Origin of the sequence: Dyella dinghuensis (genome assembly GCF_003977615.1) — a bacterium.
GTDB lineage: Bacteria > Pseudomonadota > Gammaproteobacteria > Xanthomonadales > Rhodanobacteraceae > Dyella_B > Dyella_B dinghuensis.
Window position 1 is genome coordinate 1 of the sequence record NZ_RYZR01000009.1, and the last position, 16,133, is coordinate 16,133.

General features: G+C 60.4%; 12 protein-coding genes and 1 tRNA gene. All 13 read left to right on the forward strand.

Annotated elements, in window-relative coordinates:
- A partial coding sequence (locus tag EKH79_RS18670) for an EF-Tu C-terminal domain-related protein (RefSeq protein ID WP_484481984.1) occupies window positions 1-110 on the forward strand: 110 nt, incomplete at its 5' end.
- A 139-nt stretch (window positions 111-249) separates the two neighbouring features.
- Window positions 250-325, forward strand: a tRNA-Trp gene (locus EKH79_RS18675).
- A gap of 74 nt (window positions 326-399) precedes the next feature.
- Window positions 400-792 carry a preprotein translocase subunit SecE gene (gene secE, locus EKH79_RS18680; RefSeq protein ID WP_126675377.1) on the forward strand — a complete coding sequence of 131 codons (393 nt, stop codon included), beginning with the start codon at window positions 400-402 and terminating at the stop codon, window positions 790-792.
- Between the two features lie 10 nt (window positions 793-802).
- A complete protein-coding gene (gene nusG, locus EKH79_RS18685) occupies window positions 803-1,363 on the forward strand; it encodes a transcription termination/antitermination protein NusG (protein WP_126675378.1) in 561 nt (186 codons plus the stop codon).
- Window positions 1,364-1,586: 223 nt separating this feature from the next.
- Window positions 1,587-2,015: a 50S ribosomal protein L11 gene (gene rplK, locus EKH79_RS18690; protein ID WP_126675379.1), complete on the forward strand. Its 429-nt coding sequence runs from the start codon at window positions 1,587-1,589 to the stop codon at window positions 2,013-2,015.
- Window positions 2,016-2,018: 3 nt separating this feature from the next.
- Entirely contained in the window at window positions 2,019-2,729 is a 711-nt protein-coding gene (gene rplA / locus EKH79_RS18695) for a 50S ribosomal protein L1 (protein ID WP_126675380.1), read from the forward strand.
- A 338-nt stretch (window positions 2,730-3,067) separates the two neighbouring features.
- Window positions 3,068-3,595: a 50S ribosomal protein L10 gene (rplJ, locus tag EKH79_RS18700; RefSeq protein ID WP_126675381.1), complete on the forward strand. Its 528-nt coding sequence runs from the start codon at window positions 3,068-3,070 to the stop codon at window positions 3,593-3,595.
- A gap of 46 nt (window positions 3,596-3,641) precedes the next feature.
- Entirely contained in the window at window positions 3,642-4,013 is a 372-nt protein-coding gene (gene rplL, locus EKH79_RS18705; protein WP_126675382.1) for a 50S ribosomal protein L7/L12, read from the forward strand.
- Between the two features lie 381 nt (window positions 4,014-4,394).
- Window positions 4,395-8,555: a DNA-directed RNA polymerase subunit beta gene (gene rpoB / locus EKH79_RS18710; RefSeq protein WP_126675383.1), complete on the forward strand. Its 4,161-nt coding sequence runs from the start codon at window positions 4,395-4,397 to the stop codon at window positions 8,553-8,555.
- Between the two features lie 25 nt (window positions 8,556-8,580).
- A complete protein-coding gene (gene rpoC, locus EKH79_RS18715; protein ID WP_126675384.1) occupies window positions 8,581-12,795 on the forward strand; it encodes a DNA-directed RNA polymerase subunit beta' in 4,215 nt (1,404 codons plus the stop codon).
- Window positions 12,796-12,987: 192 nt separating this feature from the next.
- Window positions 12,988-13,362 carry a 30S ribosomal protein S12 gene (gene rpsL, locus EKH79_RS18720; protein ID WP_115479997.1) on the forward strand — a complete coding sequence of 125 codons (375 nt, stop codon included), beginning with the start codon at window positions 12,988-12,990 and terminating at the stop codon, window positions 13,360-13,362.
- 17 nt (window positions 13,363-13,379) lie between these two features.
- The gene (gene rpsG / locus EKH79_RS18725; protein WP_115479996.1) at window positions 13,380-13,847 is read left to right on the forward strand and encodes a 30S ribosomal protein S7; all 468 of its coding nucleotides are present in this window, start codon (window positions 13,380-13,382) and stop codon (window positions 13,845-13,847) included.
- 30 nt (window positions 13,848-13,877) lie between these two features.
- A complete protein-coding gene (gene fusA / locus EKH79_RS18730) occupies window positions 13,878-16,004 on the forward strand; it encodes an elongation factor G (RefSeq protein WP_126675385.1) in 2,127 nt (708 codons plus the stop codon).
- Window positions 16,005-16,133: the final 129 nt, after the last annotated feature.

Below are 16,133 nucleotides of genomic sequence, written 5' to 3' on the forward strand. Positions count from 1 at the left end.
TGGTGGTGGAGCTGATTGCCCCGATCGCCATGACGGAAGGTCTGCGTTTCGCGATCCGCGAAGGCGGCCGTACCGTGGGTGCCGGCGTCGTCGCCAAGATCGTCAAGTAAGCAGTAAAATGGGAAGTCGCCCGCGATGCGGGCTGTAAAGCGCAAGGGCGAGCTCAGCTTCGCCCTTGCTGCGCGAAACACGGCGCAGCTTTACAGCAAGCAAAGCGAGCGACTTCGCTGATTTTTAGTTACCAAACGTACGCCAGTAGCTCAATTGGCAGAGCAGCGGTCTCCAAAACCGCAGGTTGGGGGTTCGAGTCCCTCCTGGCGTGCCATCTTCCGAGGAATGATGGCGGGTGTGTCGCAGCCAGCCGCAAGGCAGGTTGCTTGAAACATCCGCTCGATGCGTATGAATACCAAGGCTGAACAGTCCAGAGGCACAAGCGGCGCCGATATCGGCATGCTGGTGCTGGCCGTGTTGGTGCTGGCGGCCGGCCTCGTCGGATACACCTATCTCGGCAACATCGGTGCATCGTCACCGGTGCGCCTGATCACGATTCTTGCCGCGGTAGTTGTCTCGCTGGCAATCGCTGCATTTACCGGTCCGGGTCGTCGTGCACGTCACTTCCTCTCCGAATCGCAATTCGAGTTGCGCAAGGTCGTGTGGCCCACGCGCGACGAAACCATCAAGATCACCGGCATCGTCATTGCCGTGGTCATCGTGCTTTCGCTGCTGCTGGGCCTGATTGACCTTATCCTGAAGACAGTCGTTTTCGACTGGCTACTCAAGCTGGGTTCGTGAGGAACGCGCGATGAGCAAGCGTTGGTACGTCGTACATGCCTATTCCGGCTTCGAAAACCAGGTGAAGAAATCGCTGGTGGATCGGATTGCCCGCGCCGGTATGGAAGAGAAGTTCGGTGAAGTGCTGGTTCCCACCGAAGAAGTCGTGGAAATGCGCGGCGGCCAGAAGCGCCGCAGCGAGCGCAAATTCTTTCCTGGTTACGTGCTGGTGCAGATCGAAACCGATACCGAGGGCAAGGCTCCCCGTATCGATGACGAGTGCTGGCATCTGGTCAAGGAAACCCCGAAGGTCATGGGTTTCATCGGTGGCACGGCAGACAAGCCACTGCCGATTCGCGACAGCGAGGCCGACACCATTCTCAGCCGCGTTCGCGAAGGCGTGGAAAAGCCCAAGCCCAAGGTCCTGTTCGAGCCGGGCGAAATGGTCCGCGTGACCGATGGCCCGTTCAACGACTTCAACGGCGTCGTCGAAGAGGTCAACTACGAAAAGAGCCGCCTGCGCGTGGCCGTGTTGATCTTCGGTCGTTCGACCCCAGTTGAGTTGGAGTTCGGTCAGGTCGAGAAGGCTTAAACCGCCTTTTCGAGGTCAGGAGGCCCCGAGAGGGTCTCCGAACGTGCCTTAGGCACGGCGCTTGCTTTAAGGTCGTTTCATCTCTAAACTACGCGGTTCACGCCGGAGTCTTTTGGCTCGGCGTGTCCGTATTTCTGGAATTCGCAGGATGCGAAGTCCCCTCTCACCAGGGAATGTGCGCTGCGAGGAGCCGCAAGGCGCTTGAACTCGCGAGGAAACTCCAATGGCAAAGAAAGTTGTCGGTTACATCAAGCTGCAGGTCAAGGCCGGTCAGGCCAACCCGTCGCCGCCCGTGGGCCCGGCCCTCGGTCAGCGCGGCCTGAATATCATGGAATTCTGCAAGGCGTTCAATGCCGCTACGCAGAAGATGGAACCGGGTATGCCAATCCCGGTCATCATCACCGCCTATTCGGACCGTAGCTTCACCTTTATCACCAAGACCCCGCCCGCCAGCATCCTGATCAAAAAGGTCACCGGCGTCGCCAAGGGTTCGTCCAAGCCGAACACCGATAAGGTCGGCAAGATCAGCCGCAAGCAGCTGGAAGACGTTGCGAAGCAAAAAGAGCCGGATCTCACGGCTGCTGATCTGGACGCTGCCGTGCGCACCATCGCTGGTAGCGCGCGCAGCATGGGCTTCGTGGTGGAGGGCTAAGACATGGCAAAGATCACAAAGCGTATGAAGGCCGCTCATTCGGCCGTGCAGCTGGGCAAGGTTTACGGCCTGGATGAAGCCCTGAACATCGTCAAGAACAACGCCAAAGCCAAATTCGCCGAGTCGGTGGACGTGGCCGTGCGTCTGGGCATCGATGCGAAGAAGTCCGACCAGGGCGTGCGTGGTTCCTCGTTGCTGCCGCATGGCACCGGCAAGACCGTCAAGGTCGCCGTGTTCTGCCCGGCTGGCGAGAAGGCTGAGGCTGCCAAGGCTGCCGGTGCCGACGCTGTCGGTATGGACGATCTGGCCGAGCGCATGCAGGCTGGCGATCTCGACTTCGGTCGCGTGATCGCGACGCCGGACGCGATGCGCGTGGTCGGTAAGCTCGGTCAGCTGCTCGGTCCGCGTGGCCTGATGCCGAACCCGAAGGACGGCTCGGTCACCGCCGACGTCGTTACGGCCGTCAAGAACGCCAAGGCCGGTCAGGTGAAGTTCCGCAACGACAAGGCCGGCATCGTGCACGCCACGATCGGTAAGGCCACGTTCGAAGCGGCTCAGCTGGCTGACAACCTGAACGCGCTGATTGCGGATCTGATGAAGGCCAAGCCGTCCACGGCCAAGGGCCAGTACCTGCAGAAGGTCTCGCTGTCCAGCACGATGGGCGTAGGTGTGCCGGTCGATACGTCGACCGTGGCTGCAGCTGCGACCAAGTAAGAAGTTCAAGTCCCGCGTGGGTTTATCCCGCGCGGGCAGTTTTTGAGGGTAGCCCCGGCGAAACGCCGGAGCCGCCGTCAAAGACCGCAGGCGCGATCAGCGCGCAACGACGACGAGCAGGGAGCTCGTAAGTGGCAGGGAAACGCCGTCGTTCGCTAGCGGGTTCGCTTAATCGGATTTCTCGCAAATCCGGCCTGCGTAGATGGTGCTGCCCGTTCTGGAATTGGTTTTCTGGAAAGGCCACCACCCGGGACTTTATGTCCCCGACGTCACGGATGGCGTTGCTCAGGACCGCACGCGGCAGGAGCCGTAAGCGGAGTTCATAAGAGGAGTGAAAAATGGCTCTGAATCTGTCTCAGAAGCAAGAAGTAGTCGCCGAACTGGCAGAGATTGCTGCTAAGGCGCACTCCTTGGTCGCCGCCGAGTATGCAGGCACCACGGTCGAACAAATGACCGCGATGCGCAAGAAGGCCCGCGAGTCCGGTGTGTACTTGAAAGTTGTCAAGAACACGCTCGCTGCGCGCGCCGTTGCCGGTACCGAGTTCGAGGTCGTCAAAGACGCCCTGACCGGTCCGCTGTTGTACGCATTCTCGACGGAAGAACCCGGCGCTGCCGGTCGTCTGATCAAGGAATTCGCCAAGGGCAACGACAAGCTCAAGCCCAAGGTCGTCTCCGTGGAAGGCAAGTTGCTGCCGGCTGCGCACGTTGATGTGCTCGCCTCGCTGCCGACCCGCGAACAGGCCCTCGCCATGCTGGCACGTGTGCTGGCCGAACCCGCTGCGATGTTCGCACGCGCCGTCAAGGCCGTGGCCGACAAGCAGGGCGGTGGCGAAGCCGCGACCGAAGCCGAAACGGCATCTGCCTAAGTTCGACGCGAATCTAATCGAATCCAATTTCCAGAGGTAAATGAAAATGTCTCTTTCCAACGAACAGATCGTTGAAGCCGTCGCCGCGAAGTCGCTCATGGAAGTGATGGACCTGGTGAAGGCCATTGAAGAAAAGTTTGGCGTGTCCGCCGCTGCCCCGGTTGCCGTGGCTGCTGGCCCGGCCGCTGCTGGCCCGGTTGCCGAAGCGCAGACCGAGTTCGACGTGATCCTGATCAACGCCGGCGAGAAGAAGGTCGACGTGATCAAGGCCGTCCGTGCGATCACGGGTCTGGGCCTGAAGGAAGCCAAGGACCTCACCGAAGCCGGTGGTGTCGTGAAGGAACAGGCTTCGAAGGAAGACGCCGAGAAGTTCAAGAAGGACCTCGAAGCTGCCGGCGCCAAGGTCGAACTGAAGTAATTGGCGCTCTTGCGCGCCATCGGTTTGATCCAGCGTCAAGCAAGCCTGGGAACGTAAGTTCCCGGGCTTTGCCCGCTTCAACGAGCACCTTGCTGGCGAGATGTTCGGGCGAAGCGAATCGCGGGCCATGGATGACCCGTCGTGAAGCAAGCGCCTATGGCGCTTGCTTCATCGGAGCCAAGTCCTAGGACTTGGCGAGTCTAAAAAAGGCAGGAGCCTTTTTTAGACACCCAGCACGGACGCTCTGGGTGTCGGGTATCGCGAATAGGGCTTTGATGAGCAAGAGCCGCTATTCACGATCCCCCAGATCCAAAGCTGTTATTCCCAATTTAGCCGGTGTGTGCACCACCGGCGCCACTGCGAACCGAGGCGTCACCGACCATGACCTACTCGTTTACCGAGAAGAAGCGCATCCGCAAGGACTTCGGCAAGCGTCCGCCCGTACTGGGCGTGCCGAACTTGCTGACCATCCAGACCGACTCCTACCGCGAGTTCCTCCAGGAGTATGTCAACCCCAAACAGCGCGAGGATAAGGGCCTGCATGCGGCTCTGAAGTCGGTATTTCCGATTGTTAGCTACTCGGGCAACGCTGCCCTTGAATACGTTGATTACCGTCTCGGCGAGCCGCCGTTCGACGAACGCGAGTGCCGCAACCGCGGTATGACGTTCGGCGCACCGCTGCGCGTGACCGTGCGTCTGGTGATCTACGACAAGGACAGCCCTGCTTCGAAGAAGGCCGTGAAGTATGTGAAGGAGCAAGAGGTCTACATGGGTGAAATTCCGCTCATGACCGACACCGGCACCTTCATCATCAACGGCACCGAGCGCGTCATCGTTTCGCAGCTGCATCGTTCGCCGGGCGTGTTCTTCGATCACGACCGCGGCAAGACGCACAGCTCGGGCAAGTTGCTGTTCTCCGCACGCGTGATTCCTTACCGCGGTTCGTGGCTCGACTTCGAGTTCGACCCGAAGGACGCGCTGTTCACGCGTATCGACCGTCGCCGCAAGTTGCCGGTGACGGTGTTGCTGCGTGCGCTCGGCTACAACAACGAAGAGATCCTCAACATCTTCTTCGAGCACAACGTGTTCCATCTGGGCAAGAAGGGTGTGACGACGCTGGAGCTCGTTGCCGAGCGCCTGCGCGGCGAAACGCTGACCTTCGACCTGATGATCGGCGACAAGGTGCTGGTCGAAGCCGGCAAGCGCATCACCGCACGTCACGTGCGCCAGCTTGCTGCTGAAAACATTACGGCGCTCGAAGTGCCGGATGATTATCCGGTCGGCCGCATTCTGGCTACCGACATCGTTGATACGAAGACCGGCGAATTGCTGGCTTCGGCGAACGACGAAATCACCGCCGAGCAGCTGGAAAACTTCCGCAAGGCTGGCATCGAAACGCTGCCGACGCTGTACGTCAACGATCTCGATCGTGGTGCGTACATCTCGCATACCCTGCGCATCGACAACACCAAGACGCAGCTCGAAGCGTTGGTGGAAATCTATCGCATGATGCGTCCGGGCGAGCCGCCGACGAAGGAAGCCGCGCAGAACCTGTTCTTCAACCTGTTCTTCACCTTCGACCGTTACGACCTCTCGGCCGTGGGCCGCATGAAGTTCAACCGTCGCGTGGGCCGCAAGGAAATTGTCGGTCCGGGCGTGCTGTACGACCGCAAGTACTTCGGCGAGTTGAAGAGCGAAGACGCGCAGTCGCTGGTGGCTTCGCAGGGCGATACGTCCGACATCCTAGATGTGCTGAAAGTGCTGATCGACATCAAGAACGGTCACGGCACGGTGGACGACATCGACCATCTCGGTAACCGTCGCGTGCGTTCGGTCGGCGAAATGGCGGAAAACACCTTCCGTATCGGCCTGGTGCGCGTGGAGCGCGCCGTGCGTGAGCGCTTGTCGCTCGCCGAAGCCGATGGCCTGACCCCGCAGGATCTGATCAACGCCAAGCCGGTTGCGGCAGCGGTGAAGGAATTCTTCGGTTCCTCGCAGCTCTCGCAGTTCATGGACCAGAACAACCCGCTGTCGGAAGTGACGCACAAGCGCCGCGTTTCGGCACTGGGCCCAGGCGGCCTGACGCGCGAGCGTGCAGGCTTCGAAGTGCGCGACGTGCATCCGACTCACTACGGTCGCGTCTGCACCATCGAGACGCCGGAAGGTCCGAACATCGGCCTGATCAACTCGCTCGCCGTGTACGCGCGCACCAACCAGTACGGCTTCCTCGAGACGCCGTACCGCAAGGTCGTGGGTGGCAAGGTCACCAACCAGGTGGATTACCTGTCGGCGATCGAAGAAGGCGATCACGTCATCGCGCAGGCCAACTCGCCGCTCAGCAAGGACGGTGGTTTCGTCGAAGACTTCGTGTCCTGCCGTTTCCGCGGTGAATCCGAACTGCGTCCGTCGTCCGAGATCAACTACATGGACGTCTCGCCTATGCAGACCGTGTCGGTCGCAGCGGCGCTTGTTCCGTTCCTGGAACACGACGACGCGAACCGCGCACTCATGGGCGCGAACATGCAGCGTCAGGCTGTTCCGACACTGCGTTCGCAGACGCCGCTGGTGGGTACTGGCATCGAGCGCGCCGTGGCGCGTGACTCGGGCGTCATCACCAGCGCCAAGCGCGGCGGTGTGATCGACCAGGTCGACGCCGGTCGTATCGTCGTGCGCGTGAATGAAGAAGAAGTCGGCGACAACGATGCCGGCGTCGATATCTACACGCTGACCAAGTACACCCGTTCCAACCAGAACACCAACCTCAACCAGCGTCCGCTGGTGAACGTCGGTGACATCGTGGCGAAGGGCGACACGCTGGCCGACGGTTCGTCGACCGATCTGGGCGAGCTCGCGCTCGGTCAGAACATGCTGATCGCGTTCATGCCGTGGAACGGCTACAACTTCGAAGACTCGATCCTGCTCTCCGAGCGCGTCGTGCAGGAAGACCGCTACACCTCGATCCACATCGAGGAGCTGTCGTGCATCGCGCGTGACACGAAGCTGGGTGCCGAAGAAATCACCGCCGACATTCCGAACGTGGGCGAGCAGGCGCTCGCACGTCTGGACGAATCCGGCATCGTGTACATCGGCGCAGAAGTAAAGGCCGGCGACATCATGGTCGGCAAGGTCACGCCGAAGGGCGAAAGCCAGCTGACGCCGGAAGAGAAGCTGCTGCGTGCGATCTTCGGCGAGAAAGCGTCCGACGTGAAGGACAGCTCGCTGCGCGTGCCGCCGGGTATGGACGGTACGGTTATCGACGTGCAGGTGTTCACGCGCGACGGTATCGAGAAAGACAAGCGCGCACGCCAGATCGAGGAAATGGAGATCAAGCGAATCCGCAAGGACTTCGAAGATCAGTTCCGCATCCTCGAAGGCGCGATCTACAACCGTATGCGCGTGCAGTTGCTCGGCAAGATCGCCAACAGCGGTCCGGCCGGTCTCAAGCGCGGTGCGGAAATCACCAACGAATACCTCGACGGCCTGAAGAAGGACGAGTGGTTCAAGGTCAACGTCAAGGATGAGGAAGTCACCGAATTCCTCGAGCGCGCGTCCGATCAGGTCAAGCGTCATCGCGAAGAGTTCGACAAGCGCTTCAAGGAAAAGCAGGGCAAGATCACCCAGGGCGACGATCTCGCACCGGGCGTGCTCAAGATGGTCAAGGTGTTCCTGGCCGTTAAGCGCCGCATCCAGCCGGGCGACAAGATGGCCGGCCGTCACGGTAACAAGGGCGTCGTGTCCAACGTGGTGCCGGTGGAAGACATGCCGTACATGGCGGACGGCACGTCGATCGACATCTGCCTGAATCCGCTGGGCGTGCCCTCGCGTATGAACATCGGCCAGATTCTGGAAGTGCATCTTGGCTGGGCCGCAAAGGGCCTGGGCAAGAAGATCCAGAACATGCTCGAAGCGCAGGCGAAGGTGACGCAGATCCGCGAGTTCCTCGATCAGATCTACAACCACCACGTCGCTGGCGCCGTGCAGCACGTCGACCTGAAGTCGCTCACCGATGAGGAAATCCTCACGCTGGCGACCAACCTTCAGGAAGGTGTGCCGATGGCAACGCCGGTGTTCGACGGTGCCGAAGAGCAAGAGATCAAGGCGATGCTGAAGCTGGCGGATCTGCCCTCGTCGGGTCAGACCACGCTGTACGACGGTCGCACCGGCGAGGCGTTCGATCGCCCGGTCACCGTCGGCTACATGCATTACCTGAAACTCAACCACTTGGTCGACGACAAGATGCACGCCCGTTCGACCGGTCCGTACTCGCTCGTCACGCAGCAGCCGCTGGGTGGTAAGGCGCAGTTCGGCGGTCAGCGTTTCGGCGAAATGGAAGTCTGGGCGCTCGAAGCGTATGGCGCGGCGTACACCCTGCAGGAAATGTTGACGGTGAAATCCGACGACGTGCAGGGCCGCAACCAGATGTACAAGAACATCGTCGACGGCAACCACGAGATGGCGGCAGGCATGCCGGAATCCTTCAACGTACTTGTGAAGGAAATCCGTTCGCTCTGCATCGACATCGACCTGGAAGAGATCAAGTAACCCGCGGGTTACAGGAGCTTATGCAATGAAAGATTTGCTCAATCTATTCAATCAGCAGCGCACGACGCCTGAGTTCGACTCGATCAAGATCGCACTGGCATCGCCGGAGCTGATCCGTTCCTGGTCGTACGGCGAAGTGAAAAAGCCGGAAACGATCAACTACCGCACCTTCAAGCCGGAGCGTGACGGCCTGTTCTGCGCCGCCATCTTCGGACCGGTGAAGGACTACGAGTGCCTGTGCGGCAAGTACAAGCGCATGAAGCATCGTGGTGTGGTCTGCGAAAAGTGCGGCACCGAAGTCACGCTCGCCAAGGTGCGTCGTGAGCGCATGGGCCACATCGAACTGGCCAGCCCCGTTGCGCACATCTGGTTCCTCAAGTCGCTGCCTTCGCGCATCGGCTTGATGCTGGATATGACGCTGCGTGACATCGAGCGCATCCTGTACTTCGAAGCCTTCGTGGTGATCGATCCAGGTTTGACGGCGCTCGAGCGCGGTCAGCTGCTCAGCGAAGACCAGTACCTCGAAGCCGTGGAAGAGCACGGTGACGAGTTCGACGCCCGCATGGGTGCCGAGGCTGTGTTCGAGTTGCTGAAGTCGCTGGATCTTCCGGGCGAAGTCATCCGCCTCAAGGAAGAAATCGCTTCCACCAATTCCGAAACCAAGCTCAAGCGCCTCACCAAGCGCGTGAAGTTGATCGAGGCCTTCCTCGAATCCGGCAACCGTCCGGAGTGGATGGTCATGACCGTGCTGCCCGTGCTGCCGCCGGACCTGCGTCCGCTGGTGCCGCTCGATGGTGGCCGCTTCGCGACGTCGGATCTGAACGATCTGTACCGCCGTGTCATCAACCGCAACAACCGCCTGAAGCGTCTGCTCGAACTCAATGCGCCCGACATCATCGTGCGTAACGAGAAGCGCATGCTGCAGGAATCGGTCGATGCGCTGATGGACAACGGCCGTCGTGGTCGCGCCATCACCGGCACGAACAAGCGCGCGCTGAAGTCGCTCGCCGACATGATCAAGGGCAAGCAGGGCCGCTTCCGTCAGAACCTGCTCGGCAAGCGCGTGGACTACTCCGGTCGTTCGGTGATCGTGGTCGGTCCGACGCTGCGCCTGCATCAGTGCGGTCTGCCCAAGAAAATGGCGCTGGAACTGTTCAAGCCCTTCATCTTCGCCAAGCTGCAGAACCGTGGTGAAGCCACCACGATCAAGGCAGCGAAGAAGCTGGTCGAGCGCGAAGAAGGCCAGGTGTGGGACATCCTCGAAGAGGTGATCCGCGAACATCCCGTGCTGCTCAACCGCGCACCGACGCTGCACCGTCTCGGCATTCAGGCGTTCGAGCCGAAGCTGATCGAAGGCAAGGCGATTCAGCTGCATCCGCTCGTGTGTACCGCATTCAACGCGGACTTCGACGGTGACCAGATGGCCGTGCACGTGCCGCTGTCGATCGAAGCACAGCTCGAAGCGCGCGCGCTGATGATGTCGTCCAACAACATCCTCTCGCCCGCCAACGGTGAGCCGATCATCGTGCCGACGCAGGACGTGGTGCTTGGTCTGTACTACATGACGCGCGAATTGGTGAATGTGAAGGGCACCGGCATGGTGTTCTCCAGCATCGCTGAAGTGCGCCGTGCGTACGACAACCGCGTGGTCGAACTGCACGCCAAGATCAAGGTGCGCCTGAAGCAGGTGCATGTGCACGACAGCGGTGAACGCACCAGCTCGATTTCGCTGGTCGAAACCACCGTCGGCCGCGCGCTGCTCGCCGAAATCATGCCGGAAGGTCTGCCCTTCGAACTCGCCAACACCGAGTTGTCGAAGAAGGCCATCTCGCGCCTGATCAACCAGAGCTACCGTCGTCTGGGTCTGAAAGACACCGTGGTCTTCGCCGACCACCTGATGTACACCGGCTTCCGCTTCGCGACGCGTGCGGGCATCTCCATCGGCATCGATGACATGATCATCCCCGCCGAGAAGAAGCCGATCCTGGAAGAAGCCGAGAAGGAAGTGGTCGAAATCCAGGAGCAGTACCAGTCGGGTCTGGTCACCGCCGGCGAGCGTTACAACAAAGTGGTCGACATCTGGTCGCGCACCAACGAACTCGTTGCCAAGGCGATGATCGACGGTATCGGTACCGACAAGGTGACCGATACCGAAGGCAAGACGGTCAACCAGAAGTCGATGAACTCGCTGTACATCATGGCCGACTCCGGCGCTCGTGGTTCGGTGGCGCAGATTCGTCAGCTGGCCGGTATGCGCGGTTTGATGGCGCGTCCGGACGGCTCGATCATCGAGACGCCGATCAAGGCGAACTTCCGCGAAGGCCTGAACGTTCTGCAGTACTTCAACTCGACGCACGGTGCTCGTAAGGGTCTGGCGGATACGGCGTTGAAGACGGCGAACTCCGGTTACCTCACCCGTCGTCTCGTCGACGTGGCGCAGGACGTGGTCATCACCTCGACCGATTGCGGTACCGAGGAAGGCCTGATCATGCAGCCGATCGTTGAAGGCGGTGACGTGGTCGAGCCGTTGCGCGAGCGCGTGCTCGGTCGTGTGGTGGCCGAAGACGTCTACGCACCGGGTGGCGATGACGAACCGATCGTCACGCGCGACACGCTGCTCGACGAAGCGCTGGTCGAGAAGCTCGACAAGGCCGGCGTGCAATCGATCTCGGTGCGTTCGTCCATCACCTGCAAAGCCAGCCACGGCGTTTGCGCGCTGTGCTACGGCCGCGACCTCGCACGTGGTCACCTGGTGAACATGGGTGAAGCCGTGGGTGTGGTGGCTGCACAGTCGATCGGTGAGCCGGGTACTCAGCTGACGATGCGTACGTTCCACATCGGTGGTGCGGCGTCGCGTGCGGCTGCCGTCGACAACGTCTCGGTGAAGACCACCGGTACGCTGAAGTTCAACAACCTCAAGACCGTGCATCACAACCAGGGTCACCTGGTGGCGGTGTCGCGTTCGGGCGAAGTGTCGGTCATCGATGCCAACGGCCGCGAGCGTGAGCGTTACAAGGTGCCTTACGGCGCCACCATTTCCGTCAAGGACGGCGCACCGGTCAAGGGTGGCCAGACGGTTGCCAACTGGGATCCGCATACCCATCCGATCGTGTCGGAAGTGGCCGGTGTCGTGCGCTTCATCGACTTCCTCGATGGCGTTACGGTGCAGAGCCAGACCGACGAACTCACCGGCCTGGAATCGGCGGTGGTAACCGATCCGAAGCGTCGCGGTACCGCGGCCAAGGATCTGCGCCCGATCGTGCGCCTGGAAGACAGCAAGGGCCGCGAGCTCAAGCTGCCAGGCACCGATATCGCCGCGCAGTACTTCCTGCCGGCCGGTGCGATCGTGTCGATTCAGAACGGCGCCGAAGTGGGCGTGGGTGACGTGGTCGCCCGTATCCCGCAGGAAACGTCGAAGACCCGCGACATCACCGGTGGTCTGCCGCGCGTGGCCGACTTGTTCGAAGCCCGCAAGCCGAAGGAGCCGGCGATTCTCGCGGAACGCTCGGGCATCATCAGCTTCGGCAAGGACACCAAGGGCAAGCAGCGTCTGATCATCAAGGACGTGGACGGCAACGAGCACGAAGAGCTGATTCCGAAGTGGCGTCAGGTCATCGTGTTCGAAGGCGAGCACGTGGAGAAGGGTGAAACCGTCGTGGATGGCGAGCCCAATCCGCACGACATCCTGCGCCTGCTGGGTGTCGAACCGCTGGCTGCCTACCTGGTCAAGGAAATCCAGGACGTCTATCGCCTGCAAGGTGTGAAGATCAACGACAAGCACATCGAAACGATCATTCGTCAGATGCTGCGTAAAGTTGAAATCACCGAGCCAGGTGAAAGCCACTACCTGCGCGGTGAGCAGGTGGAGCGCGTACGGATCAACGCCGAAAACGATCGTGCGGAAGCCCGCAACGAGCGTCGTGCCGACTTCCAGTCCGTGCTGCTGGGTATCACCAAGGCATCGTTGGCGACCGAGTCGTTCATTTCGGCCGCTTCGTTCCAGGAAACCACCCGCGTTCTTACCGAAGCGGCGGTTCGTGGCACGCGCGATACCTTGCGTGGTTTGAAGGAAAATGTTATTGTCGGCCGTCTAATTCCGGCTGGTACGGGTCTGGCGTATCACGCGCAGCGTCATCGCCATGGCGGTCTCACCGCCTCGGAGCTGGAAACACTCTCCGGCTCCACGTCCCAGGCTTCCTTCTCGGAAGCGCCGGTAGGTACTGATGCAGGTGTTGAGTAAGCCCCAAAACGGCTTGCTCACCGACATACGAAATGAGGCGCATGGAATGCGCCTCGTGTTCGCGTTCAAGGATGGCGGGTCCGTTCTTACCAGGTGATTTCTTGCCTGAGGTAAGGCGCCCATGTTAAATTCCCGCTTCTCGGCAGACCGGTTTATTCGGTCTGCCTTTATGTTTCCCAGGAATAGCTAGGCATGACGACAGTCAATCAGCTGGTGCGCAAATCCCGCAGCCCGAAGAGCTACAAGAGTGCTTCTCCGGCCCTGCAAAGCAGTCCGCAACGCCGCGGAGTCTGCACGCGCGTGTATACCACCACCCCGAAAAAGCCGAACTCGGCGCTGCGTAAGGTTGCCAAAGTGCGCCTGACGAACGGCTACGAAGTCATCAGCTACATCGGTGGCGAAGGCCACAACCTGCAGGAGCACTCGGTCGTGCTCATTCGCGGTGGCCGTGTAAAAGATCTGCCGGGTGTGCGTTACCACACCGTACGCGGCAGCCTCGACTGCGCCGGCGTGACCAAGCGCCGCCAGGCTCGTTCGAAGTACGGCGCCAAGCGCCCGAAGAGCTAAGTTAAAGGACACGAAACATGTCGCGTAAAGGTTCACATCCCGCCCGTCTGGTCCTGCCCGATCCCAAGCACGGCAGCCAGCTCATCGCCCGTTTCATCAACATGGTGATGAAGAGCGGCAAGAAATCCGTTGCCGAAAGCATCGTTTACGGCGCGCTGACCCATCTTGGCGAAAAGCACGCCGAGCCGGTGCAGCTGGTCGAAAAGGCGCTGGGCAACATCGCTCCGGCCGTCGAGGTGAAGTCTCGCCGCGTCGGTGGTGCTACGTATCAGGTGCCGGTCGAAGTGCGTCCGGGCCGTCGTATGGCACTGGCCATGCGTTGGGCGATCGAAGCTGCGCGCAAGCGTGGCGAGACCTCCATGCCGCGCAAGCTCGCTGCTGAATTGCTGGAAGCCTCGGAAAACCGTGGCGGCGCCATCAAGAAGCGCGAAGAAACGCACCGCATGGCAGAAGCCAACAAGGCCTTCTCGCACTACCGTTGGTAAGCAGTACCGTAAGGATTCGAGGTTAGTACCGTGGCCCGCACCACTCCCATCGAGCGCTATCGCAACTTCGGCATCATGGCCCACATCGATGCCGGGAAGACCACGACCACCGAGCGCATCCTGTTCTACACAGGCGTCAGTCACAAGATTGGCGAAGTGCACGATGGCGCGGCGACGATGGACTGGATGGAGCAGGAGCAGGAGCGCGGTATCACCATTACGTCGGCGGCAACGACGGCGTTTTGGAAGGGCATGGATCGCTCGCTGCCTGAGCATCGCTTCAACATCATCGACACCCCAGGCCACGTCGACTTCACCATCGAAGTAGAGCGCTCGCTGCGCGTGCTCGATGGTGCGGTGTTCGTGCTTTGCGCAGTTGGTGGCGTGCAGCCTCAGTCCGAAACGGTGTGGCGCCAGGCCAACAAGTATGGCGTGCCGCGTCTCGCGTTCGTCAACAAGATGGACCGCACCGGCGCCAACTTCGACAAGGTTGTCGAGCAGCTGAAGTCGCGGCTGGGTGCCCATCCGGTGCCGATGCAGGTGCCGATCGGCGCTGAAGAAAACTTCGAAGGCGTGATCGACCTCATCAAGATGAAGGCGATCGTCTGGGACATGGAATCCCAGGGTATGAAGTTCGAATACCAGGACATTCCGGCCAACCTGAAAGACGCTGCCCATAAGGCGCGCAACTTCATGGTGGAATCGGCTGCCGAAACGTCCGAAGAACTGATGAACAAGTACTTGGAAGGGGGCGACCTCTCCGAGGAAGAAATCATTTCGGGTCTTCGCGCGGGCACGCTGACCAACACGCTGATTCCGGTGTTCTGCGGTACCGCGTTCAAGAACAAGGGCGTGCAGGCCATGCTCGACGCAGTGATTCAATTGCTGCCGTCGCCGGCTGATCGCCCGCCGGTCAAAGGCATCGACGAGAACGATCACGAAGCCAGCCGCGAAGCGAACGATTCCGCACCGTTCTCTTCGCTCGCATTCAAGATCATGACGGATCCGTTCGTCGGCTCGCTGACCTTCTTCCGTGTTTACTCGGGCACGCTGAATTCCGGCGACGCCGTGTACAACCCGGTGAAGTCAAAGAAAGAGCGCATTGGCCGCATCCTGCAGATGCATGCCAATGAGCGCCAGGAAATCAAGGAAGTCCACGCGGGCGATATCGCCGCAGCAGTGGGCCTGAAAGACGTCACCACCGGTGACACGCTGTGCGCTCAGGATCACGTGATCATGCTGGAGCGCATGACGTTCCCGGAACCGGTGATCTCGATGGCGGTGGAACCGAAGACCAAGTCGGATCAGGAAAAGATGGGTATCGCCCTCGGCCGTCTGGCTGCGGAAGATCCCTCGTTCCGCGTGCGTACCGATGAAGAATCAGGCCAGACGATCATCTCCGGCATGGGCGAGCTGCACCTGGATATCCTGGTGGATCGCATGCGCCGCGAGTTCAACGTCGAGGCCAATGTCGGCAAGCCGCAGGTGGCTTATCGCGAGACGATCCAAGGTTCCTACAAGGCTGACTTCAAGCACGCCAAGCAGTCCGGCGGTAAGGGTCAGTACGGCCATGTAGTCATCGAATTCTCGCCGATGAACGACGAGGATCATAAGAATCCGGACGTCAAAAACGACTTCCTGTTTATCAACGACATTACCGGCGGTGTCATTCCGAAGGAATACATCCCGTCGGTCGAAAAAGGTTTGCGCGAATCCATCACGAGCGGCCACCTGGCAGGCTTTCCGGTGGTTGGCGTCAAAGCAAAGCTGGTGTTCGGTTCGTACCACGATGTCGACTCGTCGGAAATGGCCTTCAAGATCGCTGCCCACGGCGCGTTCCGCGAGACCTTCAAGGACGGCGCGAAACAGTCGAAGCCGATCCTGCTTGAGCCGATCATGAAGGTTGAAATCGTGACGCCTGAGGATTACCTCGGCGACGTCATGGGCGACGTAAGTCGTCGTCGTGGTGTGCTACAGGGTTCTGACGATACGCCGTCGGGCAAGACCATCAACGCGATGATTCCGCTTGGTGAGATGTTCGGTTACGCCACGGCGCTTCGCTCGCAAACGCAGGGTCGAGCCACCTTCACGATGGAATTCGATCACTACGAACCGGCACCGAACAATATCGCCGAACAGGTCATGAAGAAGGCCTGAGAAGGCTTTCTTCTCCAAACAACACAGTTCTTTTTCAGAGGTTTGAGTCATGGCAAAGGGTAAATTCGAACGCACCAAGCCGCACGTGAACGTGGGCACGATCGGTCACGTGGACCACGGCAAGACGAC

Bases quoted from the DNA above. Each gene is read 5' to 3' on its own strand.
- secE (WP_126675377.1), top strand. From the start codon at position 400: ATGAATACCAAGGCTGAACAGTCCAGAGGCACAAGCGGCGCCGATATC.
- nusG (WP_126675378.1), top strand. From the start codon at position 803: ATGAGCAAGCGTTGGTACGTCGTACATGCCTATTCCGGCTTCGAAAAC.
- rplK (WP_126675379.1), top strand. From the start codon at position 1,587: ATGGCAAAGAAAGTTGTCGGTTACATCAAGCTGCAGGTCAAGGCCGGT.
- rplA (WP_126675380.1), top strand. From the start codon at position 2,019: ATGGCAAAGATCACAAAGCGTATGAAGGCCGCTCATTCGGCCGTGCAG.
- rplJ (WP_126675381.1), top strand. From the start codon at position 3,068: ATGGCTCTGAATCTGTCTCAGAAGCAAGAAGTAGTCGCCGAACTGGCA.
- rplL (WP_126675382.1), top strand. From the start codon at position 3,642: ATGTCTCTTTCCAACGAACAGATCGTTGAAGCCGTCGCCGCGAAGTCG.
- rpoB (WP_126675383.1), top strand. From the start codon at position 4,395: ATGACCTACTCGTTTACCGAGAAGAAGCGCATCCGCAAGGACTTCGGC.
- rpoC (WP_126675384.1), top strand. From the start codon at position 8,581: ATGAAAGATTTGCTCAATCTATTCAATCAGCAGCGCACGACGCCTGAG.
- rpsL (WP_115479997.1), top strand. From the start codon at position 12,988: ATGACGACAGTCAATCAGCTGGTGCGCAAATCCCGCAGCCCGAAGAGC.
- rpsG (WP_115479996.1), top strand. From the start codon at position 13,380: ATGTCGCGTAAAGGTTCACATCCCGCCCGTCTGGTCCTGCCCGATCCC.